Source organism: Flavobacterium sp. FlaQc-48 (assembly GCF_044007335.1).
Lineage (GTDB): Bacteria > Bacteroidota > Bacteroidia > Flavobacteriales > Flavobacteriaceae > Flavobacterium.
In genome coordinates this window covers 204,093-228,578 of record NZ_JBIPCR010000001.1, presented here as the reverse complement: position 1 = coordinate 228,578, position 24,486 = coordinate 204,093, and the positions used below count along the sequence as shown (strand labels likewise).

22 protein-coding genes are annotated in these 24,486 nt (G+C 34.2%); 11 read left to right on the top strand and 11 right to left on the bottom strand.

Annotated elements, in window-relative coordinates; all coding sequences use genetic code 11:
- Positions 1–14: 14 nt before the first annotated feature.
- The 4 genes from egtD to pptA all read right to left on the bottom strand — a co-directional run bounded on the left by egtD (position 15) and on the right by pptA (position 2,753).
- On the bottom strand, positions 15–1,010 hold the full coding sequence (gene egtD / locus ACHRWY_RS00920; protein ID WP_395351618.1) for an L-histidine N(alpha)-methyltransferase: 996 nt from the start codon (positions 1,008–1,010) through the stop codon (positions 15–17).
- 101 nt (positions 1,011–1,111) lie between these two features.
- On the bottom strand, positions 1,112–2,080 hold the full coding sequence (locus ACHRWY_RS00915; protein WP_395351616.1) for a zinc-binding alcohol dehydrogenase family protein: 969 nt from the start codon (positions 2,078–2,080) through the stop codon (positions 1,112–1,114).
- A gap of 10 nt (positions 2,081–2,090) precedes the next feature.
- Positions 2,091–2,510: a hypothetical protein gene (locus ACHRWY_RS00910; protein WP_395351614.1), complete on the bottom strand. Its 420-nt coding sequence runs from the start codon at positions 2,508–2,510 to the stop codon at positions 2,091–2,093.
- Positions 2,511–2,531: 21 nt separating this feature from the next.
- The gene (pptA, locus tag ACHRWY_RS00905) at positions 2,532–2,753 is read right to left on the bottom strand and encodes a tautomerase PptA (protein ID WP_395351612.1); all 222 of its coding nucleotides are present in this window, start codon (positions 2,751–2,753) and stop codon (positions 2,532–2,534) included.
- Between the two features lie 283 nt (positions 2,754–3,036).
- On the opposite strand from pptA, the gene ACHRWY_RS00900 reads away from it, so the two are divergent.
- The 4 genes from ACHRWY_RS00900 (at position 3,037) to ACHRWY_RS00885 (ending at position 6,150) form a co-directional block, all read left to right on the top strand.
- Positions 3,037–3,867, top strand: coding sequence for a helix-turn-helix transcriptional regulator (locus tag ACHRWY_RS00900; RefSeq protein ID WP_395351611.1), 831 nt, complete (start codon positions 3,037–3,039; stop codon positions 3,865–3,867).
- Positions 3,868–3,948: 81 nt separating this feature from the next.
- Positions 3,949–4,509: an ester cyclase gene (locus tag ACHRWY_RS00895; protein ID WP_395351609.1), complete on the top strand. Its 561-nt coding sequence runs from the start codon at positions 3,949–3,951 to the stop codon at positions 4,507–4,509.
- Positions 4,510–4,522: 13 nt separating this feature from the next.
- Entirely contained in the window at positions 4,523–5,413 is an 891-nt protein-coding gene (gene ygiD / locus ACHRWY_RS00890) for a 4,5-DOPA dioxygenase extradiol (protein WP_395351607.1), read from the top strand.
- 68 nt (positions 5,414–5,481) lie between these two features.
- A complete protein-coding gene (locus ACHRWY_RS00885; RefSeq protein WP_395351605.1) occupies positions 5,482–6,150 on the top strand; it encodes an alpha/beta hydrolase in 669 nt (222 codons plus the stop codon).
- Between the two features lie 99 nt (positions 6,151–6,249).
- Here the strand turns inward: ACHRWY_RS00885 and ACHRWY_RS00880 are convergent, their stop codons facing one another.
- Both ACHRWY_RS00880 and ACHRWY_RS00875 read right to left on the bottom strand, forming a co-directional pair.
- Entirely contained in the window at positions 6,250–10,257 is a 4,008-nt protein-coding gene (locus ACHRWY_RS00880; RefSeq protein WP_395351603.1) for a WG repeat-containing protein, read from the bottom strand.
- 13 nt (positions 10,258–10,270) lie between these two features.
- Positions 10,271–10,393, bottom strand: coding sequence for a hypothetical protein (locus ACHRWY_RS00875; RefSeq protein WP_395352488.1), 123 nt, complete (start codon positions 10,391–10,393; stop codon positions 10,271–10,273).
- Positions 10,394–11,331: 938 nt separating this feature from the next.
- Between ACHRWY_RS00875 and ACHRWY_RS00870 the strand changes: the two genes are divergently transcribed.
- The 5 genes from ACHRWY_RS00870 (at position 11,332) to ACHRWY_RS00850 (ending at position 16,670) form a co-directional block, all read left to right on the top strand.
- On the top strand, positions 11,332–12,012 hold the full coding sequence (locus tag ACHRWY_RS00870) for a DUF6134 family protein (RefSeq protein WP_395351601.1): 681 nt from the start codon (positions 11,332–11,334) through the stop codon (positions 12,010–12,012).
- A 20-nt stretch (positions 12,013–12,032) separates the two neighbouring features.
- Positions 12,033–13,088 (top strand): sterol desaturase family protein, encoded by a 1,056-nt coding sequence (locus tag ACHRWY_RS00865; RefSeq protein WP_395351599.1) that lies wholly within the window; start codon positions 12,033–12,035, stop codon positions 13,086–13,088.
- Positions 13,089–13,307: 219 nt separating this feature from the next.
- On the top strand, positions 13,308–13,913 hold the full coding sequence (locus tag ACHRWY_RS00860; protein ID WP_395351597.1) for an RNA polymerase sigma-70 factor: 606 nt from the start codon (positions 13,308–13,310) through the stop codon (positions 13,911–13,913).
- The gene (locus ACHRWY_RS00855) at positions 13,910–14,893 is read left to right on the top strand and encodes a FecR family protein (protein ID WP_395351595.1); all 984 of its coding nucleotides are present in this window, start codon (positions 13,910–13,912) and stop codon (positions 14,891–14,893) included. Before ACHRWY_RS00860 ends, ACHRWY_RS00855 begins: the two co-directional genes overlap by 4 nt.
- Before the next feature lie 13 nt (positions 14,894–14,906).
- The gene (locus ACHRWY_RS00850) at positions 14,907–16,670 is read left to right on the top strand and encodes a hypothetical protein (RefSeq protein ID WP_395351593.1); all 1,764 of its coding nucleotides are present in this window, start codon (positions 14,907–14,909) and stop codon (positions 16,668–16,670) included.
- A gap of 151 nt (positions 16,671–16,821) precedes the next feature.
- Here the strand turns inward: ACHRWY_RS00850 and ACHRWY_RS00845 are convergent, their stop codons facing one another.
- Complete coding sequence (locus ACHRWY_RS00845; RefSeq protein ID WP_395351591.1) at positions 16,822–17,424, bottom strand: hypothetical protein; 603 nt, start codon at positions 17,422–17,424, stop codon at positions 16,822–16,824.
- A 562-nt stretch (positions 17,425–17,986) separates the two neighbouring features.
- Here ACHRWY_RS00845 and ACHRWY_RS00840 point away from each other — a divergent pair.
- Positions 17,987–18,781, top strand: a complete 795-nt coding sequence (locus tag ACHRWY_RS00840) for a polysaccharide lyase (RefSeq protein WP_395351589.1) — start codon at positions 17,987–17,989, stop codon at positions 18,779–18,781.
- 131 nt (positions 18,782–18,912) lie between these two features.
- On the opposite strand, the gene ACHRWY_RS00835 is transcribed toward ACHRWY_RS00840, so the two are convergent.
- Together ACHRWY_RS00835 and ACHRWY_RS00830 are read right to left on the bottom strand one after the other, a co-directional pair.
- Entirely contained in the window at positions 18,913–20,058 is a 1,146-nt protein-coding gene (locus ACHRWY_RS00835) for an MFS transporter (RefSeq protein WP_395351587.1), read from the bottom strand.
- A 2-nt stretch (positions 20,059–20,060) separates the two neighbouring features.
- Entirely contained in the window at positions 20,061–20,990 is a 930-nt protein-coding gene (locus ACHRWY_RS00830; RefSeq protein ID WP_395351585.1) for an alpha/beta hydrolase, read from the bottom strand.
- Positions 20,991–21,091: 101 nt separating this feature from the next.
- Between ACHRWY_RS00830 and ACHRWY_RS00825 the strand changes: the two genes are divergently transcribed.
- Positions 21,092–21,451, top strand: coding sequence for a winged helix-turn-helix transcriptional regulator (locus ACHRWY_RS00825; protein ID WP_395351583.1), 360 nt, complete (start codon positions 21,092–21,094; stop codon positions 21,449–21,451).
- Positions 21,452–21,681: 230 nt separating this feature from the next.
- Here the strand turns inward: ACHRWY_RS00825 and ACHRWY_RS00820 are convergent, their stop codons facing one another.
- Positions 21,682–22,038, bottom strand: a complete 357-nt coding sequence (locus ACHRWY_RS00820; RefSeq protein WP_395351581.1) for a tetratricopeptide repeat protein — start codon at positions 22,036–22,038, stop codon at positions 21,682–21,684.
- A gap of 46 nt (positions 22,039–22,084) precedes the next feature.
- Positions 22,085–24,433: a TonB-dependent receptor domain-containing protein gene (locus ACHRWY_RS00815; protein WP_395351579.1), complete on the bottom strand. Its 2,349-nt coding sequence runs from the start codon at positions 24,431–24,433 to the stop codon at positions 22,085–22,087.
- Positions 24,434–24,486 lie beyond the last annotated feature (53 nt).

Here is a 24,486-nt window from a genome sequence, read left to right as displayed (position 1 = left end):
ATGATCTTTAAATGTTAAACCGACAACCAGGCTACATCTGTAAACCACGATTTAGAGTCCATAATATGATTTATTGTTTCAAAACCGGAATGGTTTGCCAAGGTTTCACTCTCTTCTAAGGAGTATTTTTGTGAAAGCTCCATATAGATCAGTTCATCTTTTTCAAAATGAACAGGCTGACCATCAATAGTAACAAGCTGATTATCTAAACTAATTAAATAACTTCTGCAGGCACCGCTTAACGGATCATAAGTCTGGTAATGTTCAAACTTTTCGATACTAAAATCACCATTGAGCTCTCTGTTGATACGCGTTAGCAAATTAAGATTAAATGCTGCGGTAATCCCCGCCTTGTCGTTATAGGCATCCAGTATAATTTGTGGATTTTTTTTCAGGTCGAATCCCATCAGTACAATATCGCCAGGGGCAAGATAGCTGTTAAGGCCGCGACAAAACGAAAGCGCTTCTTCCTTCTCCATATTTCCAATATTGCTTCCCAGAAAAAGAACAACTTTTCTTCTTGAAGATAATTCGGTTGCTTTTTCCAGCATCCTGAAATATTCCCCTTCCAGACAAATAATAGTAAGTTCAGGAAGATCGGCTTTTAGCTTATTATTTAAAACAGACAATATATTGGCGGATATATCAATTGGCATATAATTAAAATCTGCCTTTTGATTTAAAAGGTGTTTTAGTAAAAAAGCAGATTTTGTTCCGTCTCCTGCTCCCAGTTCAATCAGATCGAATGCTTCATCAGTTTCCAAAATAATATTGGCCAGTTCTGATGTTTTATTTTGAAAGATGTCCATTTCACAATCCGTCAGATAATATTCCGGCATTGCCATGATCTGTTGAAAAAGAGTGTCTCCTATTTTATCGTAAAAATATTTAGAGTGCAGTTTTTTTGGTGTACTGTTTAGACCTTTAAGCACATCAAAACGAAATTGCTCAATTGCATTATCCTGATTTGCAACTTCTTTGGTTAAAGTTTTTTCAGTTTTTAGTATCATATTATTATATTAAATTAAGCACTCCGTTTATGACCTTCTATTAAAGGTAATAATTTATACCCTAAAATTTGTGAAAAAATTACCGCAATTTTTGCAGTGCATTACGGAAGTACTACAATTTTGCCTCCTCCGGAACTGCTTTCCATAAAATGGTGTGCAGCAACGATTTCGTCCAGATTAAAGATACGTTTTATGGCTGGTTTTATAAATCCTTTTTCGATATCCTTAACAAATTCCTGAAAATGTACTGCCTCAATTCTTATTTGACCGCTGTCATAAACTGTCAGATTAACAGTTGCGGGAATATAATCCATAGGCACAAATTCAGCAATGGACCATTGTTCTGATAACATGCCTGTCATACAGACAGCACCGCCGTTGACTACTGTTTTAAAAGAATCCTGTAATGTGGTTGTACCTACAAGTTCGAGTACTTTATCAATTTTAAACTGATTTTTATTTTTGACTGTTCCTGCTAAGTTTCCGTTGTCAATGAGCACTTCATCAGCTCCGTTAGCGAGTAGTAAATCTCTTTTATTTTCGCTTCTCGTGGTTGAAATCACAAAAAGCCCGGCTTTCTTAGCCAGTTGCAGCGCCAGTAAACCTACTGACGATGTGCCGCCACGAATTAATAACGTTTCTCCCGATTTTATTTTAAGGGCACGATAAAGCGATCCGTAGGCAGTCTGGAACATTTCAGGCAGTGCGCCGAGAATTTCCCACGAAAGGGTACTTTCAAAAGGTATAATAATATCCGTTGGAACTACAGTATACTGGGCGTAACTTCCATCGAAATCACGTCCCATCCCGCCCATAAAAGCGGCTACCTTTTGTCCTTTTGCTAATATACCGGAAGGATCATTCTCTACTTCACCCACACATTCAATTCCCAAAACTCTCGGAAAACGTACATCAGGCGATAATCCTTTTCGGGTCATAAGCTCAGAACGGTTAAGCCCAAAGGCTTTTATCTTAATGAGCACCTCATTTTTTAATGGAGCTGGCAGTACAAGCTCTTCGAGAGAAAAGTTTTCTGCCCCTCCTGCAATTCTTAATACAGCTGCCTTCATCTTAAATCTCTTAGATTAATTCCAGTTCTCGTACATTATTGAAAATATAACGGTAAATTTTCCAGTTTTCGTCTTCATTTTTTAAAACGAAAAAATCGATACTTCTTTTCTGTACAGGCTTTAAATCCCAAACAGACTTTTCAGTCGTAGTGGCAAAAGTTTCTACAAAAGCAAATTGATTTTCGATAGTAATCTCTTTTATAGTATAACCAATTTTAAAATCAGAGCGTTTTAGATATCCATTGGTGGTTTTTCCTAATTCATTACCCGCCATAATCTTCTTCATACCATCAGGAATAAAAATAGCATCACGATCAAAAAAACCCGAAATCGCTTTTGTATCCCCATTATTTAATACCCGGGCAAAATTGCCCAGGAGTGTATTAATTGCTTCTTTTTCTTTGGTGTAACCCATAGCCGTATTTTTCATTACTTCAGCATTAAGTGGGTATTAATACCCTGGTTTTTTATAAAGCTTTTCCATATTGGGCTTTATTTCTTTATCATATACCTGCTCCATCCAAACATCTTCAGCAACTTCAGCTATAGCGATAGAAACCGCTGCTTCCGGTTTACCGGTATGTTTCATAATGATATCTGTAATTTCTTGTGCGATTTTTTCTTTTTGTTCCTCAGAAGTTCCCGGGTACATTTTTACATTTACGTGTGGCATATTATTTTTATTTAAGGTTGAATTTTCCCTGCTTATTTTCAAGCGGCAATTTGTTCTGCAAAATTGCACCAAAACTGTAGTTGTTGCTTATAAACATGTTTAAGAAATACTCTTAATCTAGTTTAATAGTACTTCTTAAACCAGATTAAGATAATAATGAGCAGCAACATTTAAATTTACAAAATATTTGCCTTGCTTATGAAAGTATGAGGAATACTAACAAGGGTAAGTGCTGGTTTATTCTAAATAATTATCTTTAACAAACGCTATTAAAAATGATTTAATGACAGAAATCTTTAAAATATTTCGAATTACAGCAGCAGAATCCGCAAAGATTATGCAAACTTTAAACGAACCGCATGCTCATGATTTTGAAGAACTGATCATAGGCGGAGAAGGCCAGCTGGAGCATTTTATTGATTTTAAATCCCGATTAATTGATGCTCCTTTTATCAGTTTTGTAACCAGAGGAAAAATCCATCGTGTAAAGCCAATCATTAAAGAAGGCCAAAGTGATATATGGGTGCTAAGGTTTAAAAGTGAATTTATAGCAGAAACGATCTTTAGCCTTTATGCTTCTTTTCACGAAAAAGCGAATATCAACATGCAAAGTAATGCGTGTTTTGAAAGATTAGACATGCTGTGCAAAATGATTTATGAAGAATACAATCAGGAAGCTTCTGACCTCGCCGTTATACGACAGTTGCTAAGTGCTCTGTTTACGATTATTGAGTCGGAGCGACGCAAACTCAACCTAAACAATGATGAATCTAAGAAAATACAAGGTACAACATTTAAAAATTTCCTCAGGCTTTTAGAAGAGCATTATAAAGAATCCAAAGATGTGAACTTCTATGCCGACAAACTTTTCATGACCACACGAAATTTAAATCTAATTTGTCAAAATGTACTACAGCAGAGCGTTTCTGAAATTATCGAAACACGAAAACTGACTGAAGCGAAAAACCTTTTGATGACCACGGATAAAAATATTGCCGAAATAGGTTATGAACTGGGATTTAATGAAAAAACCTATTTTACCCATGCCTTTAAACGCAAGGCAGGCCTTACTCCTACAGAGTTTAGGGAAGAAATGCAAAAATTGCTTTCCTAAAAACACAACCATTCTTCCGAAAAGCGTTACCTCTGCCCTGCCATTTAGCCGCAACTTTGTATCAATAAAAAAAGATACATTATGAAAAATTCAATTTTAGGACAAGTAACCGCAGCGGTTCTTGTTTTCGCTCTAAGCGCTACAGTAACGGCTCAGAAAAAAGACGATAAAGCCGATTTAGTAAAACAGATTAAAGAGCTTGCAGCAACCAATGCGCAGATTGCTAAAAATCTGGAGACTTTTGACACTTTAGATTATACTGTTTTTAGTAATCGTGACTGGTCACGTCTGCACGAAAGTCATGCAAAGAATATTAAAGTACATTTTCCTGACGGGCATACTGAAGTTGGTCTCGAACAGCATATCAAAACTCTTGATGCGATGTTTGTTTATGCTCCCGATACCCGCATTAAAGAGCATCCAATTAAAATCGGTTCCGATAATCTTACTGCCGTAATGGGATATATGGAAGGTACTTTTACAAAGCCTATGCCCGCAGGAGATGGCACTTTTATTCCGCCAACCGGAAAAAAATTCAAATTGCCAATGGCCACTATCGGAATTTGGGAAAATGGTGTAATGCAGGAAGAATATCTTTTCTGGGATAACAAATCATACATGGACCAAATTTTAAGTAAATAAAAAAACTAAAAAGATGGATAGGAAAGATTTTCTTAAAACTATGGCCATTTTACCATTGGGAGCTGCAGCCATGCAGCTCAGCTCCCTTAAAACAGCAACTGATGCCTTTGGAGCAACAGAACGTATGCCGATTCTTTTTCTGGGACATGGTAATCCTATGAATGCCCTGGCGGATAATAATTTTACTCAGGGTTTTCAACAAGTAGCCAAAACACTTCCAAAACCAAGAGCTGTACTTTGTATATCGGCACATTGGGAAACCAAAGGTACTTTTGTCACAGCAATGCAAAAACCGGAAACTATTCATGATTTTGGAGGTTTTCCGCAGCAGCTTTTTGATCTTCAATATCCTGCGCCCGGAAGCCCTGAATTGGCACTGGAAACTCAAAAATTAATCACTTCAACACCAGTCGGACTTAGTAATGACTGGGGACTCGATCATGGATGCTGGTCGGTAATAAAATTCCTTTATCCGAATGCGGATATTCCTGTGGTAGAAATGAGTATCGATTATACAAAGCCCGCCTCCTATCATTATCAATTAGGAAAAGAACTCGCAGCTTTAAGACGCAAAGGTGTATTGATTGTGGGCAGTGGAAACTCGGTACACAATTTACAGCTTGCCGCCTGGGATAAAATGATGGTTCCCGGATATGCTTATGAATGGGCCCATATTGCCAATGAAAAAATAAAAAAAATGATTGTGGAAGAAGATCACCAATCCCTTATCAATTTTGACAAACAGGGACGTGAATTCCAGCTTGCTGTGCCAACTCCTGAACATTATATCCCAATGCTTTACATCTTAGCACTTCAAGAAAAAGATGAAAAAGCTACGGTGTTTAATGATGCTTTAGTAGCCGGATCACTCAACATGATGTCTTTTAAAATTGACAAGGCATGATGATAAAAAAACATTTACGGATCTGCTTTGGCATCCTTATTTCAATTTCAATTTTTAGCTTTACTATTATGAATTCCAATAACGAAAAAATTCAATTGCATTATTTGGTCAGACAGCCCAAAACCAACATAAGCAAACCACCATTATTATTGCTCCTTCATGGCGTTGGCGGGAGTGAGCAGAACCTGTTTTCGTTTGCCAACGAACTTCCGGACAATTTTTTAGTAGTTTCTGTACGCGGACCACTTACACTAGGTCCGGAAAGTTTCGCCTGGTTTCAGGTAAATTTCACGGGTGGATATCCACAAATTAATGAACAGCAGGCAGAAGCGGCAAGGGTCACTATTTTAGATTTTATCGAAAGCCTGAAAAATGAACTTGATTTTGATGAAAAACAAGTTTATTTAATGGGCTTTAGCCAGGGAGGCATCATGAGCTACAGTGTGGCACTCACTGAACCGGAAAAAATTAAGGGAATTGCTGTCATGAGCGGCAGATTACTTCCTGAGGTAAAACCCCTTATTGCCGATGAAAAAAGACTTGAAAAACTAAACGTATTCATTTCTCACGGCAGACAGGATGCTGTACTTCATTTTCCTTTTGCTACCGATGCAGTAGCTTATCTTGAATCCAAAGGGATTCACTCTGACTTCCATCAATATGACGAAGGACATACGATTAATAAACAAATGTTTGATGATGTAAATCTTTGGCTAAAAACCAATATTGCTCATTAATAACACGACATATTATTACTGATGTAGCAATACCTGCTTTAAAAAAAGCAGGTATTGCTACATTATCATTATTTTTTTTTATTACGATCTTTTGTTTAATTATTCCTTATCTTTAATAATTACATTATCAAATGTTAGAAAACGAATCTCTTCATTATTAGTACTGCAAACAAAATATTTTTTATTCTCCTTATAGTATAGTGAATCATAAATCAGTGGAATTACAATTTTATTATTTAAGTCAATAACTCCCGTTTTAAAAAGATCTGAAACTAATAGATATTTATTATTCACAAGTTGTATAATGTTTCCATATGATATTGGAATTTTTAGCGGCAGGATTTTATTTTTGGCAGATTCCAAATCAATAATTCCCTGCATTCCATTTAAAGAAACAACCATATATCTATAATTTAAAATTTGAACCATATAATCATATTTAGCAGGTATAATTAGTGTTCCTAACCGATTTATTAATCCAAATTTATTGTTGCTTTTAACTTCCAGGTAACCATAAAATTTTGAAAAATTGATTTCATCGTATGCAGTCGAAATGATTTCTCCTTCTGAATTGGCCATATACTTTTTAGAATCTTTTTCAATTATAAATAAATTTTTATCGTACGTTTTTTCAACTTTTGGATATAACAGCGGAAAAAACTGTTTTCCGTTTTCATCTAAAAATCCCTGTTTTCCGTTTTGGTAAATTTTATAAAATTTTGGATTATCCCATTTGCTTTCCACTACTGAATCACATTTCGATTCAAACAAAAACCTCCCCTGAGCATCATAAACTATCTCATTCTGGTCTTTTCTGGCAATTATAGAACTAAAAAGTGTTCTGTCTTTTCTGAAACTGTCGTATTCTAACGGCAGAATATTTTTTAGATTTGGTCCAAGAATTCCCATTTTATGATCTTTTGAAACTATAAAATTAAATGATGGTCTTTGAGGAATTCTTTTGTCATGCATTTCCTTAATAATTTCGACATCATTGTTCTTAATTCTCCTTTCCTGCAAATACTGAGTCTCTATTTTATCGTATTCAAACCCCAGCAATACGTTGTTATCCCGGTCAATAATTCCGTATTTAGTATTCTTTTTTACAATGTAAACAGAATCTATTGACGGTATTATGGTATCATATACAAAAGGAACACGGATTTTTTCGTCAACAGCTATAATCCCGTACTTATTTTCTTTTTTCTGAATTAAATATAAATTCCAATTATCTAAATAGTTTACATTCTGGTTTCTGTCGATAAATCGTTCTGAAATCAGATTTCCTTTAGTGCTGTACTTCTGCACGAGAACTTTTGAATCTGAAGTCGAAGTATTATTGCTTATAATAGTAAAACCGCCGTTAATGTCCTTTAAAATCGAACTTTTACTAACTTTTAGAACAATTTTATTTTGATTTAAATCAAATAATATAGTTTCATCAGCAGCTTTTAGAATAGCAATTCCGTTTTTAAAATCAAACGAATCATTGTTTTTAGGAACTGATAAACCGGCTATTTTCTTTCCGTTAAGTCTTAAAAAATCAAATTTATCAGCCGTTTTGTCAGATTTGTCAATGCAGACAAGAATTTTTGTTACTTCTTCTTTTGGAGACTTTTTGCCGGAGAGTACAACTTTTGTTGGTGCATCATAAATAACATCATAAACATTGGCTTTTATAATAATCTTTCCATTATCACTAACAAGACCCGGCCGTTTGTTGGCATCATAGAATTTATACAATTTTCCTTCTGGTGAATATATAGGATAATTTACATCTACATTTTGAAAAGTGCTTTTTGTCTTTTGTCCGTTTTTATCAAAAAAACCATATTTTCCATCCTTTTCAAAAAATATCACATTATTAATTATACTTGAAATCTGGTCTTTTGAAACTGTCATATTTAAATTTTCATCTATAATAGTTTCAAAATACTGATCTGTTTTAGCGTAAATAAATCTCTTTGGATTTGAATACATTATCCCGATTTCTTTGAATTTCGGTTCAATTAATTTTTGACTGTTTAAATCGTAAAAGCCCAATAAATAGTTATATCGCAACTGAATAATAGTATTATTGTAAACTTCTAAAATATCATATTTTTCGAGGATTCGGGTACAAACATCATTTTCAACTTTAACTAAATATCTATAATAGTCTTGAATGCAATAAAAGGTTTCCTTATTACTGTTTATAATTTTTTCAAATTTATAAACGGTATCACAATCCTTAGGAAGAGTATAGATTATTTTATTCTGAGCATCTACAATCTTACATCTATTATCCTGATCTTTAACGAGATAAAAACCATCTAAAAAAACCTTGATTTCTTTATAAATAATCGGGAAAACTTCTTTGCCCTCTTTATCAAAAAGTCCAAATTTATAATATTGAGCAACGAGATAGTATTTATTATCGAAAGTACTAATTGAGTTATAATCCGCTGGAATAATTGTTTTTCCGTTTTCGTCAATAACCCCTGCATCTCTATCAGTATTGATAATCAGATATTGATTCTCTAAGCCATAAATAATCTGGGTATAAATAGGTTTTATGATTTCGTTGCCCTTTTTATCGTCGAGACCAAATAATTTTTGGTCTTCTAATTCTCCTTCTTCAGGATTAGCAAATTTTGTCTGGCTTGTTAAGATCCTATTCAAATTTGGAGCTGTATAACTCCAATCTGTATATGGATATTCTTTTCTGCTTACTTCTTTTTCACTTTTTGATTCAGAATTTCCATATTCCATTCCATCTAAAGTGTATTTTTTGATTTTACTTTTGAGACAGGTTTCAAGATAAGGTTCAGCAGAATTTTTAGAATTACTGTCAAAACCTGATTGTATAAAATCATACTTTAGATAAACATGATCAAACTGAGGTTTTACGATAGCAATTTTATCCTTTTCTACAGAAATCCAACCCCATAATTTTTGCTTTTTAGTCAAAAACAAACTCGTGTTTACTTGCTCCACTTCATCAAATTGCGCTTCGGTTATGGTTTTATTAAATATTGTTTTTAATCCACACAAATTGTTTTTAGCATAAACAACCGCATTTGAAATATAATCAGCATCTTCTTTTATGGGATATTCATATTTTAAATTCTTCCAAACTTTGTTTTTTATACAATTGTAAAAATTATTTATCGAATCATAAATTGGTTCTGAATCGTACTTATTTTGTGTTAAGTTGTAAATACCATATTTTGAATTTTTCTTTACGATAATACGTTTGTCTTTTTTTAAATCTTTAATCGTATTACTTTTATCTGCATTAAATTGATTTTGTTCAAATATGTTTAATCCTTTATTATAAGTAACAATTTGGTCAAAAGCATTCCGTGCACTACTACTGTTTGTATTAAAATTACGGACTTCGGTTTTGTTATCTTTTTTAATAAAAAAACCATTTGTATTTACACTAAAATATTGGTCAATGTTTTCAATTTTATCACAGTCATCGATTAAAAACTGTGCTTTTTCGGCATCAAATAATCCAAATTTATCTGAGCTGTTTTGAGTGATGAAATAGTCTTGATTTATTTGCTGTACTAATTTAAAATTATTCAAAAGGAGCTTTCCATCCAGTCGGTACAGACTTACTATCGAATTTTTGTAATTTAAAAACAACACAATAAATTTGTCTTGCATAATTCTATAATCCCCCAACGGAATAATTGTTTTTCCTGATAAATCAATCAGTGCATTTTGACGATTTAAATTAACAACTATATACCTTAAATTTTTATCCCTGACAGGAATCTGATCATAAACGGGAGTAATTATATATTTTTTAGTATTGCTATTATAAACGCCAAAATGCGTTAGTAACGAAGTTTTTACAACAACTATTTTAACAGAATCATTGATCACGGCTCCTTCTTGAAATTTATAATCCAGGATTTCTTTACAATGCTTTTTCCAGAGGTTCGTATCTGTGTCGGCAAGTGTTTGTTTGTCTTTAATTTGTTCTAAAGTCTGTAAAGCGTCTTGTACTTTTCCGGCATTAAAAAGCACCATTGCTTCCTGTTTTATCAAATTTTGATTTTGTGCAGGACAAAGCTGTATTAAAAGCAGAAAGAAAAATAGTATTGGGGTTTTCATTTTTTATCTGGAGCTATAAATTAGTCTGAGGCGTTATATGTTGGGTTTTCTTATTTTTTGTACAATAAAATATTCCTCTGTTAAAATAAATATTATCATACTTAAACGGGATCACTGTTTGATTTTGTGAATTAATCGCACCATATTTCCAGCTTTTTTCACGATATAAAAATCTTCATTTAGTACTATAATTATTTCCTCGTATAGAAAAGGCAGAATTTGTTTTAAGTCTTTTGTATCTAAGCCGTAAAAATTATTTTCGTCCTGAATTAATATACTTTGTATAAGGAATCATTTAGCTTCGTTTTCTTAAAAAAACGGTACTGCATTCTATCTTGTAGATGGGACTTGTACAAATTAACATTTGTAGTTTCGAGAATTTTTTTATCCTTTATCTTATTTAAGGCTTGATATGATTTTAAAAAATCACCATTATTATAATAGGTCTCAGCATTCTCGCGCAAGGCCTGTACGCTCTGCGAAAACCCGGCTAATGGAAATAAAATAAATACAAACAGTAATTTTTTTATCATATCTTTTATAGAATAAATGGGAACACTAAAATGAATTTGGCAAATTGATTACTTCTCTTACTGAGTATAGATGCCATAAAAGGTAAAAAGGTTGGGAATAAATATTTTTTTTTATTTACTAAAGAAACCAAATATAATGGTTTTAACAATCAGACCTATCAAACAATGGTTTTCAAACCCAATTTTTTTTAAAATCATCAACAAATTATGCTCTCTGTTGGTCCAATAAACAGATGGAGATTAGCTGCTGCTTTGGGCGTATAACCTTCATTTTAGTTCATTAAATGACAACTGTTTAGCATTTCATAAGAGTTATGACGGCTATGATTTATTGTTAAAACTATCTTTTGTATACCGGATTGTGTTTGAATACACAAACGCTTAAACATCACGAATCCTCTCCCTTATAAATACCTTAAAACAAAGGGGTCTGTCATTTTTCAAAAAAAAACAAAAATAGGCATAGGGGTAAAATGTCATTCAATTGTATTACTACTATAACAACAGTTCAATTGATTAACGTTTAATCTCAAAGGGCCTTATGATACAAATAACGATCACTGCTGCATTACTATTTTGGTTGTTTAAAAAACATACTATTACTCTTTCCGGGAATTTTATTTCCGGGATAATCAATGGCCAGGCATTATTTAGTGTATTCTTTTTTCTTTTTTTTATAGCTTCTCAGGCACAGGAAAAAACGGTAAACTACAATGTGCTTCAAAATGGTAACATCATTGGTCAGATGCAATTTTATCAAAAGAGTTATCATGATGAAGTCTTTTTGAAAATTTCTTCACAAGTAGAAACCCGATTAATTTTTGGCATTCATATAAAAACAGAAGAAGGTTCTCATTTCAAAAATGGAAAATTAATGTCTTCCTACGTAAAACGTCAGGTTAACGGAAAAGAGAAAGCCAATAAAACCACTCAGTTTATAAATTCAAATTATAAAACTTTAGCTGAAAATAAAAAAGGGCAAATCAAAGAACAATATATCGCTTACAACCTCATGCTGCTCTACAGTAAAGAACCTGTGGATGAAAATCAGGTTTATTCTGATAGTTTCCAGCAATTTCTGACTATCAAAAAAACAGACCATCATTCCTATCGCATTGCACTGCCCGATGGAAATTATAATGATTATCATTTCCTAAATGGCATGTGCCAAAAAGTAGAATTACATCATTCCCTATTTACGATCAACATTCAAATCGCATAATTCAATCTAAAATAATCGCCATGTTTACAATCATCACTAAGATATTTACTAAGCTGACCATTTTTGGTGCAGAGCCCATTGCCATAGAAAAAATTCATGAAGTCGAAAAAAGTGCTCCAAATTTAATTGTTTATGCCCTGCCGGCAGTATTGATTTTTACCGTATTGGAATTTATAGTTTTTTACTTCACAGAACAAAAAGAATATGATAAAAAAGAGACAATGGGTTCCGTGTTAATAGGCCTGGGTAATCTAACAGTCAATTTATTAATGAAAACCGGTTTGCTTTATGCTGTCGTTGGAATTTACAATATACTGCCTTATCGCATGGAGTTTAGTTGGTGGAGCTTAATTTCATGTTTCCTACTATATGATTTTAGCTCTTATTGGACCCACCGTATTTCACACTATTGCCGTTTTTTCTGGGCGACTCACGTCGTTCATCATTCTGCTGATCATTACAATCTTACCGTAAGCTTTAGACAGAGCTGGTTTCAATATGCAAAAATTATATTCTTTATTCCGTTAATCTTTGCCGGTTTTCATCCTGCTATATTTTTCATTGCCAATCAAATCAGCGTATTGTATCAGTTCTGGGTCCATACAGAAGCCATTGGTAAGCTGCATCCTTTTATCGAAAAATATTTTGGAACCCCTTCAAATCATCGCGTACATCATGGAAGTCAGGAAAAATATCTCGATAAAAACTTTGGGGCAGCCTTTATGATCTGGGACCATTTGTTTGGTTCCTTTCAATACGAAGAAGAAAAACCCCGTTACGGTATTACCAGCACACTTAAAAGCAAACTCAATCCTTTATATCTTAATATCCATGAGTTCCAGGACATTATTGCAGATGTAAAAAACACAAAGGGCTTTCGAAAAAAGATGTATTATATTTTTGCCAGCCCTGATGCTATTGCTAAAAAGAAATTAAGTAAAGAAACCAATCCACCTGTTAAATTACCTGTATCATGCGAAGAAGCCAAAAAAAACAACGACAATTTCAACAACAGCTTTTCGAATATTTTAGCCGAAAAGATAATTGTACAACAACCATTGACAGCGAAATCATAGACACAGAGCAAACAGATAAGGGGTTATATTTTACCTACTTCTCGGATCACAGCTGTATTGTTCACTGCTATGAATTTGGCCTAAACACTGAGCTCGAAAGAGATGCATCGATGGATGCTTTTATCCAATTATTAAGTAGTCATAACAGAATATATTATCAGCCAAATCAGTCCTGTAATTAATCAAAAAAATAACATTAAATATAAAAAGTATTTATCTTTGATTGAATGTCAAAACGTAGTCGTGGAGTATAGCCATACAGACCAAATCAGTTTTATAAAGAACGGAAATGAAGCTGCTTTTGAAAAGGTTTTTAAAATGTATTTTAAAAACCTTCATGCTTTTGCCTACACTTTTATGAAAGATGATATCATTGCCGAAGAGATTGTGCAAAATGTATTTTTTAAGATTTGGGAAAAGAAAGATCAACTACAAATAGATGATTCCTTAAAGGCTTATCTCTACAGAGCAGTTCATAATGAAAGTCTGAATCATCTCAAACACCTAAAAATAAAAAACTCTTTTCAACTTCAGTATTCAGATCCTATGGAACCCTCAGATCAGGATGCATCCAGCCAAATGATTGCAACTGAACTCGAAAATGATATTCAAAAAGCAATTAACGAATTGCCGCAACAGTGTCGCACCATTTTTCAGATGAGTCGTTTCGAGCAGCTTAAATATCAGCAAATTGCCGATCATTTGAACATATCAATTAAAACAGTTGAAAATCAAATGGGCAAAGCCCTTAGAGTATTACGATCCAAGCTAGTGGAGTATCTTCCTTTCCTGTTACATTTATTATATTTAATCCGAAGATCATGAGCCAAAACAATATCAATATGAACGATGATTTACTGGTGAAATATCTGGTGGGCGAAACTGCAGCAGACGAAACTGCAGCAGTAGAAAATTGGCTTAATGTCAATAAAAATAACCTAAAATACTACCATGATTTTAAGAAAATATGGCAAGACAGCCTTTTAATTGCGGCCCAAAATACCTGCGTCGATGAAGATGCTGCCTGGAAACGATTACAAAACCGCATTCATGAAAAAGATGTTCCCGTGCATACCCTGAAAAAATCTTCTTTCCATTGGGTACGCATTGCTGCTTCTATCTTGTTACTGATCACTCTGGGATGGTTTGGTTATTCTTATTTCGATAATAAATCAGCTAATACTTTAGTAGAGATACAGGCAGCAAACACTACTTTAAATGATACTTTACCCGATGGTACCACAGTGACTTTAAATAAAAATTCATCCTTGTCTTATACCCATAAGTTTAGGGGCAATACCCGGCCGGTTACCTTAAAAGGCGAGGCTTTTTTTAATGTTTCCCCGGATAAAACGAAACCTTTTATCATTACAATTAATGAGGTTACGGTACAAGTGGTAGGAACTTCGTTTAATGTGAAAAACAAAAATGGAAAGACGACCGTAGATGTCGAAACGGGAATTGTAAAAGTACGTAAAAACCAGGATCAGGTAGAATTGCGACATGGCGAAAAAGTAATCATCGCCGATCTGCAGTCACAATTGTTAAAAAGTATCAGCAAAGGCAAATTGTACAATTATTACCGCAACAAGGAACTCATTTGCGACCAGACACCACTGCAGGAATTAGTGGACGCGCTTAACGAAATATATAATACCCATATCATTATTAAAAATGCTGAATTGCAGGAAAAACCCATAACAACAATATTTAAGGATCAGTCTTTGGATCAGATTTTAGAAGTAATCCAGGAAACATTTTTGATTAAAATCGAACGCAGGAACAACCAAATTTTATTAAAGTAATTCCTTTTTTTATATGCTAATCAATTCAAGGTTTACTTTTGTCTGGATTTTATTTATGTTTATTTCAGGTACTTTTTTTAATGCCTGTGCCCAATCTCTGTTAGGCAACGAAATCTCTGTCTATGGGGATAAAAAACCATTAGGTGCTATCTTAGGCTTAATGGAGCAAAAGGGAAATTTTAGATTTGCTTATTATAGCAAACTAGTTCCAAAAGATAGTATTGTTAGTATTCATGCTGATCAATCTACCGTGAAAGAAGTGTTAGATCAGTTACTAAACAATCGGTATGAATATAAAGAATCACCTGGTTTTATTATCCTCAGATACGCCCCCTGGGAGCTCACTCTCGAACTGGAAAAGAACAGTGTGGCTGGTGACTATCATACAGTAAGCGGATATATTCTCGATGTTCAAACCAACAAACGAATTGAGAATGTCAGTGTATACGAAAAGAATGCGCTACAATCAACCTTAACGAATAAAGATGGTTTTTTTGAACTGCGGCTGAAAAACATACAACAACCCATCGAGCTCACTGTTACAAAAGAAAATTACAAAAGCGTCACTTTGATGTTGCTCTCTGAAATTACAATTCAGAAGAATTCAGAAAAAAGAGCATCGGATTATTTCACAGGGGATTTATCTGAAGTAGAGCGCACGGGAATTGGACGTTTCTTTATTTCTTCCAGACAAAAAATACAATCTCTCAACCTTGGCGGACTTATTGCAAAAGCTCCCGTTCAGGCTTCTTTAATTCCCAGTATCAGCACACGGGGCATGATGAATTCTCAAATTAACAGTAGTTTCTCTTTAAACGTATTGGGAGGATATACTGGTGGTGTTCAGGGAGTCGAAATGGCCGGACTGTACAACATCAACCGAATGAATGTATACGCATTACAAATGGCTGGTATATTCAATACCGTGGGCGGATCTGTCAAAGGAGTTCAATTGGCCGGAATCTATAATAACGTATTTGGCGACCTCAAAGGCCTGCAAATGAGCTGCATTCACAATAGTGTAAAAGGCTCACAGATTGGCTTGCAAATGACCGGGATTTACAATAATGTAAAAAAAGATTCTAAAGGGCTTCAAATTGCCGGTATTCAAAATACCGTGAGTGGTTCTCAAAATGGATTACAAATTTCTGCAGGTTATAATATCGGAAAGGATACGGTTCGCGGTGCCCAAATCACCGGACTTTTTAATTATGCCAAAGAATTGAATGGAATTCAGTTTGGATTGGTAAACATTACAGATTCACCATCAGGCTATAGTTTTGGTTTATTGAACTTTAAAAAGAATGGTTATAAGAAATTCAGTATCACAAGTAATGAAATTTCAGATATTAATTTTTCCATAAAAACAGGAGATAATAAACTCTACACTATTTTGATGGCGGGAAGAAGCGAACGAAGTGAAGAAGAAAAACTAACTTCTTTTGGAATTGGATTAGGAAAGAATATCCTATTAGGAAAGCGTATTGCCTATAATCCGGAAATCAGCGCCCAATATCTTTACTTAGGAAACTGGGACTACTACAATTTGTTATATAAATTTGATTCTTCTTTTACCTTCCGTTTATTCAAAGGTGTTGCACTATCTGCCGGGCCTACTTTTAATATCTATTCGTCTGAAAGAAGAGATAAGAATATCCCTGACACCAATACCCCTACTTTTGTTCAGGATCGAACAAAGCGTTATAATGTCATAAAAGATACTGGCAAGGGGATCAGCGGATGGGTTGGATGGAGCTTTGGACTTACTCTGTTTTAATTACCGTATCAAAGTTAAAAGATGGAAAAAAATAAATCGGAACAGAACTCAGTCTGTTCCGATTTAACTAATTTGTATTATTAATAATCAGTCAGTCTTTTCAGGGAAATCTCAAGCTTACTTCTTGTGATTATAATAAATTACCTTTTAATCAGGGATTAATTACATCTAAATAAGGAAGATTAAAAGTACCTTCTGTAATATCTATTGCTGCACCTGAATCCATGTTTCTGACTTTTCCGGAAAATGTGCCTTTAATGCCGTTTTTACTTATAGATTCAATTTTTACCGTAAAAATATCATCTGCCGTTCTTGTACTGTAAATTATAGTTCCGTTTGGCGTTTGAATAGCATATCGTGCAACCATCTCCTGATCAACAGGTGTTGAATAAGTGCCCGCTGTAATATTACCTCCCAATTTCCATATCTCAAAATCTAATGATGGCGGGGCCAGTTCCCCAATTTTAGCAGGTAAAGGTGCCTCATATCCTCCTATTACTATCTGTTCAAAACGATTATCGTTGCCGCCACCCTGAAAGTTTACTACGTAAAAATCTACTTTCCGACCATCCAGACTTGCTCTGAAATAATAATCGGATGACTTTGGGTCTGATGCGCCATCATCACTTGAACAGGCAGAAAATAGTATCGTAAAAATGGATACATAAAAAAGGTGCCTGATTAAACTTGCTGTTTTGCTTTTAAAAAAAACTGACTTTTTCAATAAAAGATTATTAGTATTATTTTTTTTCATTATGTTTTTTTTGATTACTAACAAACTTACTAACGGCAGACACAATGAACAATACCTGATTTCATGGTTATTTGCTATACAAAAAATGCCAAACTATGTGTTTAACATTTTTATCTTATTCTATTAGAAGGTTCTAACCAGTATTTTTTTTGTTACGGAAAGAGTTATATTTTAATCTTAGCCGTCATAATCTAGGCTTCTAAATAAGTCAACTCTTTATAATTGTATTTTAGTAATCTCTAAATATTCATATTATAAATATGAATATTGATATTATAATTTATTTCGGTTTTTTTAGTAATACTGTTTTTAAAATCTAAAAAACAGGCATAAAATTCAAAAGCAGGATTTTTATGTATCCAAAATCGTACTTTTTTACTCCCCTTTTAAATTGTTATTAATCAACTTTGCTGTGTCAATTATAAAACGTTGTTTTTGAGTTGCGCAGTCATTGATACTTATTTTGAGCATTTGAAAAGTCTTCTTTTTCGGTATCAAATGATGTCATCACTATCTCTTATTTACTAACCATTAATTATTTACTAACCTTAAAGTTTTACAAATGAAAAAATTCTTAAAATTAACAAGTTTGCTATTTATTTTAGCAGTAGTGTTTAATTCCTGTGAAAAGGAACAAGATCTAAATGAGCCGCAAAGCACTAGCAAGGACATGCAAATCGATAGCAAAGACGTGACGCAAAGCACTAACAAAGAAGCCATCTCGACGAATGCCGCATTAGCAGGTGGTGGTGCCGGAGCCCGAACGATCACATTGCAGACAAATACGCTATCATGTCCCGGTGGTTTGTGTACATCGTATGGCGTTTGGTCAGCGGGCGTTTATACTGTTTGGTTTACGATGAAATTTAATTCAGGATTTTATTGGAGCAGAGGTGGTAAATGCGGATATGGTATACTAATTGGTGATCAGAACACCGGTGGCGATCCAGGATGGGATGGCAATGGCGGTAGTGCCCGATTTATGTGGTATTGCCCGAATGGATCAAACACTGCCAAAGGAAGCGGTGCTTATCTTCAGCCTTATGTCTATTATAAGGATCAGCCCGGACAATTTGGTAATGATTTTGGAAAAAAGTACTACATACAAGAAGGAGTGACCTATAACTGTCAAATATCTGTTAAGTTAAATACGGGATCAAATACTGACGGATATGTCAAATATTATGTAAATGGTACAGAGATATTGAATCAGGCAATTCGTTGGGTAACTAACGATTCTAAACGAAATGTGAATGCAGTAAGTCTTCACACCTTCCGTGGCGGTAGTCAAAATTACTGGACAGCTCCGGTAACAAGCTCTATTTATTATGCTAGTGCAGCTTGGGATGCCCAATAATTTTACTTGAAAAATATGCCAACTTCTTTACGTCCTGCGTAATTTTTTAAATAAACACTAATAAAGCCGTTGAATGTATTCAACGGCTTTTATTTTATCATTTTTTTAGATGCAACAGGGCATTTTTTCTACTATTTAGCTGGTTTTTCCAGATACATTCTTAATGCTATCATGGCAAAAGCCAAAACACCAAATGATATTGTTAACCATGGCGTGTAGGCAATACCTTTTGTTACAATTATCCATCCCCCCATAGTGGTGCCTAAAGTCACTCCTAAGTTTCCAAAAGATGTCGCCAGACTATTGGCAAATTCTAATGATTTTGGAACTGAAGAAATCATGTAAGTCGATGCATTGAGGAAACTTGGCGAATAAAAAAAGCCCCAAATGGCAACGACAATAATAGTGGTTACTGTATTTCCTCCTGAAAAATGCAGCAATACAGGAATAATGAGTGTTCCCGAAAGAAAAAAAGCTGTCGTTTTGGTAACACTTTTATTGAGCATTTTTCCCGCCAGCCAATTGGCCACAACACCTATGAAACCAAATAAGAAGAACATATAACTCACCATAACCTTATCCATATCTTTTGCTTTGTTCAAATAATCAGCAAAATAACTGTAGGTTGAAAACCATCCGGAAATCATAAAAAAATTCATAGCAGTACTCACAATGAAAGTAGGCTGAGTTAAAATTTTCAGCTGTCCTTTATATGATTTTCTTTCTGTTACCGGCATAGAAGGCAGCATAAAATAAATAATGATTAAAGATACTCCGCTGACAACAGCCTGAACAACAAAAGAATATTCCCATGTAAATAAACTGGCCAGATAGGTGGCAAAAGGAACTGTAGTTACCATAGCAATAGCAACACCGCTAAAAACAATGCTCATCAGTTCATTTTCATTTTTTTTATCCCCCTGAGATACCGCAACTGATAAAGCTGTGGCAATATAAACCGGTTGCAAAAAAGCGGGCATTATCCTTACTATTAGCAGCACCCAGAAAGGAGGTCCAAAAGATGATATTACTCCCGCTAACAGAAAAATTAAAATAGCGGCCAGCATTACTTTTTTACGATTAAATCCTGAAGTTATAAGCGTCATAAAAGGGCCTGTGAATGCGATTACAAGTGCAAAAGCACTTAATAGAATTCCTGCCTTGTCGATACTTATATGATAATATTCTGCTACCTGAGGCAAAATTCCAATTATTCCAAACTCGGTGGTGATGACACCTATAAACCCAAGGCAACCTATGTAAGCAAATTTCTTCATGTTTAATGATTAAATTTTTGAATTAGAAAATTTGCGGTTTCTTCAATCGCCTTATTACCATCCTCTATGATTCCGCCCATCTGAAAAAAACCATGTATCATTCCTTTATACAAAGATTGCTTTACCTCTACGTCTGAGCTTTTTAATTTTTCAGCATACAGAATTGCTTCATCTTTTAAAGGGTCATACTCTGCATGAATAATAAAAGTAGAAGGAATCCCTGTAAAATCATCTGCATGCAGCGGTGAGGCATCTGGATTTTTTCGATTTTCACCATCAGGCAAATATAAATTCCAAGCATCAACAGCACCTTCATAGTTCAGAACAGGTCCTTCTTTAAATTCTTGCCAGGAGGCTGTAGTAAGTGAAGCGTCTGTAACAGGATAAATCAAAGCCTGGCAAAGCACCTTATGCAGATTGTTTTTTACCGAAAGTCTGGTGATAGTTGCTGCCAGGGCCCCTCCTGCACTATCTCCTGCCAAAGCTAAACGGTCCGGATCAACTCCTAATGATTCTGCATGGTCAAAAACATAGCGCAATGCAGCAAAACCATCATTTAAACCAGCAGGAAAAGGATGTTCCGGTGCCAATCGATACCCAACAGATAAAATAATCGCTCCAGATAAATTAGCCAGCTTTCTTAAAGGCCGGTCGTGAGAATCAATACTGCCTGCATTAAACCAGCCTCCATGAAAATAAACCACAACTGGTAATTTAACCGTGGCCAAAGGGCGGTAAATTCGAATAGCTATATCCTGATCCAAAGACGGAATCTGATGATTCTCTATTTTAAAAACAGCTTCTTCCTCTCCTGCCATTGGAATAAATTCTTCATAAAAAGCTCTTGCTGCTTCTAAAGGCTCTTTAACCTCTGACACATCAATTGCCTTAATGTAATCGAGTGCCGATCTAACTTGTTTTGATAAATTCATATAATCTGTTTTATTTTAAAATTATCATGCAAAGTTATTTTCAAAACTTTATTTTTGTATGTAACACGCCCTGTTGTATGGTACTAACAAAAATGTAAGTAATGACAAAAAGAAAAGAAAATTCGACTAATACGCTGAACGAAAAGTGTATAACTGAAGGTTGTAATTTAACCTATGCCGTTTGTAAGATTGGCGGAAGATGGAAATTATTAATTCTCTGTAAACTTGAAGAAGGAAAGCTACGATTTGGCGAAATAAAAAAATTGATTCCCAATGTCACTGAACGCATGCTGACTTTACAATTAAGGGAATTAGAAAAAGACGGACTGGTAAAACGTACGGTATATGCAGAAGTTCCCCCAAGGGTGGATTATGAACTAACAGAAATCGCAGAAGAACTAGTGCCGATCTGGTTACAATTAAGTAAGTGGGGAGAAAAGCATAAAGAATTGATGAAATAGATGATCCAATTTAACCAAAAAATAGTACCTGTAGAAAGTAGCTCCGGCATTTACCGAAGCATACTCAACAGTCTCTATATAAATCTGAGATGGTTTTTAAGTGGTGCAACTATCAATAATCAATTATTTGCCCATTTTATACATCCTACATAAAGCTTTTACCGAAAGTGCAGGATTTTACTGCTTTAAAACACTTATTGCTGGCTAAACCATTGAACCCTAAAATATTTTTATAGCTTTTTTAGTTTATTTATTTGTTCCTGCGCATTCATATTCGTTGGATTCAGTTCAAAAGCGTACTGATAATATTTGATTGCTTCTTTTCTATTTCCAAGGCCAGCGAGTGTTTCTGCATAACTATCATTGGCGTTGGCACTTTTCGGATTAAGGTCTACATTGAGTTTAAAAATTTTTAAAGCTTCGGTTTGTTTCTCGTCTTTCAATAATGTATAGCCATAATCATTTAATTCATTTTCATTCAAAGCAAAACCAGAATCCGTTTTTTTCAGGTTTTGAGAATTCCCGGTGAAACCTGTTATACTCAATAAGAAAGTTATTGCCAAAGATTTTGAGTAAGCTATTTTCATGATTATGTGCTTTTTTATATTTTTTAGATTGCTTTCAATTTTTAGATTACATATTTTCAGGTAATCGGTCTTTCTCTGATTTTGCACGGTTAAAACGATATATAACGGTAAGGTTTACGTAACGTCCCTGAGATTTATTTTCAGATTGTAAATAATAAGATGCTGTTGTGGTTTCTCTTTTTCTTATTTGAGAATCCAAAAGATTATTGACATTTAAAGTTACAGACATGTTGTCTTCAAGAAAATCTTTGCTTAATCCGATATTTGCTATATACTGTGCTTCTGTAAGTGTTTGAACGCCCTGGTTTTTTCCCCGGTATCTGAAACTAAAATCGGCTGAAATAATTTTAGGAAATTTTAATACTGAACGAAAACTTGACAGCCAGGTCTGGTCTTCGGCATTGTAACTTACATTTTTATAATTTCCTTCCTGTCTGAACCTGTAATAATTAAAATCTAAAGATAAACGCAGCCATTTTGTTGGATTATAGGTTGTAGATACTTCAGCACCATAACGATTTTCAGTACCCAGATTTACCGGAGTATTAATAAAATTATTGGCATCGGTACGTTCTACTATATATTCGAAAAAATTAGTGGTGTGTTTGTAATAAACAGACGGATTGATACTGAAACCGCCTGGTTTTGCGAGAACGGTAAACTCAAATGAATCTGTAAACATGGGGTTAAGATCCGGATTTCCAACAGTTAGATTTCTCAAATCTGAAAGTCCCGAAAACGGATTCAACTGCCAAAATCTTGGTCGGTTAATTCGTTTACTGTAGCTTAATTGCAAATCTGTTTTTGGTGTTAAATTGTAAACCAAATGCACAGTCGGAAATAAATTGATATAATTTTTGGAGTTATTGAAAGTGTTTTTTCGATCCGAGATTTGTATGTCTGACAATTCAGATCGGATACCCACCAAATAATTAAACTTTTTTATTTTGCTTCCAAACTGAAAATAAGCACTGTACAGGTTTTCATCATATTTCAATTTATTAGTGAATTGATTTTGCAGAATGTCATCCAAAATAGTATAATAATCACTTCTTATTGCTCTTAAATCACTTCTGATTCCTATTTCTATTTTAGAATTTTCAGTAATGGGATTAACAAAATCTGATTTTATAAAAATATCATTGCTGCTCTCAATATCATTGGTATACAAATTAGAAACGGGGGATGGATCAGGATACGTTCTTTGTTGGTTAATATATTGATTTTCATTATCATTCCAAAAAACATACTGCAGGCTTGAAGTCCATTTTTTATCTTTTTTATCAAATGTTTTCGCATAATTTAATTCTAAAACATTGTAAATCTGAGGTTCTGCATATTTTTCGGATCTTGAAATAACACTATCTTTTACATTATTCGCATTCAAATAGTTATAGTTGTATGTTGTATTTTCTTTACCCATATTTTTGGAGCGATAATAACTTCCGGTCAGTGTATTTTTATCGTTTAGGTAATAATCTCCTCCAATATAAATACTCCCTGTATTATTGTTTATTTTAGTATCATTATATTGATTCAGAATAGTGGTAACACCATTATTGATATTTCTTTGAAATTGCTTATTGTAACCGTAGATATTTATCTCACGATATCCCAAATTCGAAAACAGATTTATTTTTTGTGTTTTATAACTCACATTGGCATTCACATTATAATTGGCAGGGTTTCCAATTCCCGCCTGAAGAGAACCATTAAAGCCCTTCATGCTGTTCTTTTTCAAAATAATATTGATGATTCCGCCACCGCCTTGCGCTTCATAAGCCGCGGATGGATTAGTGATTACTTCAATTTTTTCAATATTGGCAGCCGAAATTTGTGACAATCCATTATTTGCCGCTAAGATGGAAGGTTTTCCGTCGATTAAAACCGTAACGCCGCTATTTCCTCTCAGGCTTACAACACCGGCAAGATCGACATTTACAGAAGGGACATTATTCAAAATATCGTTGGCTGAACCTCCGCGGGACAAAATATCTTTTCCAACATTAAATACTTTTTTATCCAGTTTTAGTTCGACCTCCGATTTTGGTGCTATAACATTTACTTCTTTTAATTGATTGATATCTTCCTTAAGGGAGATATTCTGTACCAAATCCTGATTGAGTTGAAAACTATCAGTTATACAGGTCTTATAAGACATGAATTCAACCTGTAACTGATAATCTCCTGAAACGCCTTTCAGGATGTAATTTCCATTGTCATCAGAAGAAACTTCTTTTGCTTTTTGGGAAGTCGATAACAAAATAACGGTTACGTACGGCAGCGGCTGGTTTGTTTTAGAATCGGTAACTTTTCCTCTGATAGTAAATTCTGTCGATTGGGCAAAAGATCCAAATGCCAGAAATAATGCGATTAATAATGTGAACTGTTTCATTTTGATTGAGTTTAATTTGAAGCAAAACTCCTTTTTTATTGCAATCAAAATTC

Coding starts and splice junctions, on each gene's coding strand:
- egtD (WP_395351618.1), bottom strand. CDS start 1,010: ATGATACTAAAAACTGAAAAAACTTTAACCAAAGAAGTTGCAAATCAG.
- ACHRWY_RS00915 (WP_395351616.1), bottom strand. CDS start 2,080: ATGAAGGCAGCTGTATTAAGAATTGCAGGAGGGGCAGAAAACTTTTCT.
- ACHRWY_RS00910 (WP_395351614.1), bottom strand. CDS start 2,510: ATGAAAAATACGGCTATGGGTTACACCAAAGAAAAAGAAGCAATTAAT.
- pptA (WP_395351612.1), bottom strand. CDS start 2,753: ATGCCACACGTAAATGTAAAAATGTACCCGGGAACTTCTGAGGAACAA.
- ACHRWY_RS00900 (WP_395351611.1), top strand. CDS start 3,037: ATGACAGAAATCTTTAAAATATTTCGAATTACAGCAGCAGAATCCGCA.
- ACHRWY_RS00895 (WP_395351609.1), top strand. CDS start 3,949: ATGAAAAATTCAATTTTAGGACAAGTAACCGCAGCGGTTCTTGTTTTC.
- ygiD (WP_395351607.1), top strand. CDS start 4,523: ATGGATAGGAAAGATTTTCTTAAAACTATGGCCATTTTACCATTGGGA.
- ACHRWY_RS00885 (WP_395351605.1), top strand. CDS start 5,482: ATGAATTCCAATAACGAAAAAATTCAATTGCATTATTTGGTCAGACAG.
- ACHRWY_RS00880 (WP_395351603.1), bottom strand. CDS start 10,257: ATGAAAACCCCAATACTATTTTTCTTTCTGCTTTTAATACAGCTTTGT.
- ACHRWY_RS00870 (WP_395351601.1), top strand. CDS start 11,332: ATGATACAAATAACGATCACTGCTGCATTACTATTTTGGTTGTTTAAA.
- ACHRWY_RS00865 (WP_395351599.1), top strand. CDS start 12,033: ATGTTTACAATCATCACTAAGATATTTACTAAGCTGACCATTTTTGGT.
- ACHRWY_RS00855 (WP_395351595.1), top strand. CDS start 13,910: ATGAGCCAAAACAATATCAATATGAACGATGATTTACTGGTGAAATAT.
- ACHRWY_RS00850 (WP_395351593.1), top strand. CDS start 14,907: ATGCTAATCAATTCAAGGTTTACTTTTGTCTGGATTTTATTTATGTTT.
- ACHRWY_RS00845 (WP_395351591.1), bottom strand. CDS start 17,424: ATGAAAAAAAATAATACTAATAATCTTTTATTGAAAAAGTCAGTTTTT.
- ACHRWY_RS00840 (WP_395351589.1), top strand. CDS start 17,987: ATGAAAAAATTCTTAAAATTAACAAGTTTGCTATTTATTTTAGCAGTA.
- ACHRWY_RS00835 (WP_395351587.1), bottom strand. CDS start 20,058: ATGAAGAAATTTGCTTACATAGGTTGCCTTGGGTTTATAGGTGTCATC.
- ACHRWY_RS00830 (WP_395351585.1), bottom strand. CDS start 20,990: ATGAATTTATCAAAACAAGTTAGATCGGCACTCGATTACATTAAGGCA.
- ACHRWY_RS00825 (WP_395351583.1), top strand. CDS start 21,092: ATGACAAAAAGAAAAGAAAATTCGACTAATACGCTGAACGAAAAGTGT.
- ACHRWY_RS00820 (WP_395351581.1), bottom strand. CDS start 22,038: ATGAAAATAGCTTACTCAAAATCTTTGGCAATAACTTTCTTATTGAGT.
- ACHRWY_RS00815 (WP_395351579.1), bottom strand. CDS start 24,433: ATGAAACAGTTCACATTATTAATCGCATTATTTCTGGCATTTGGATCT.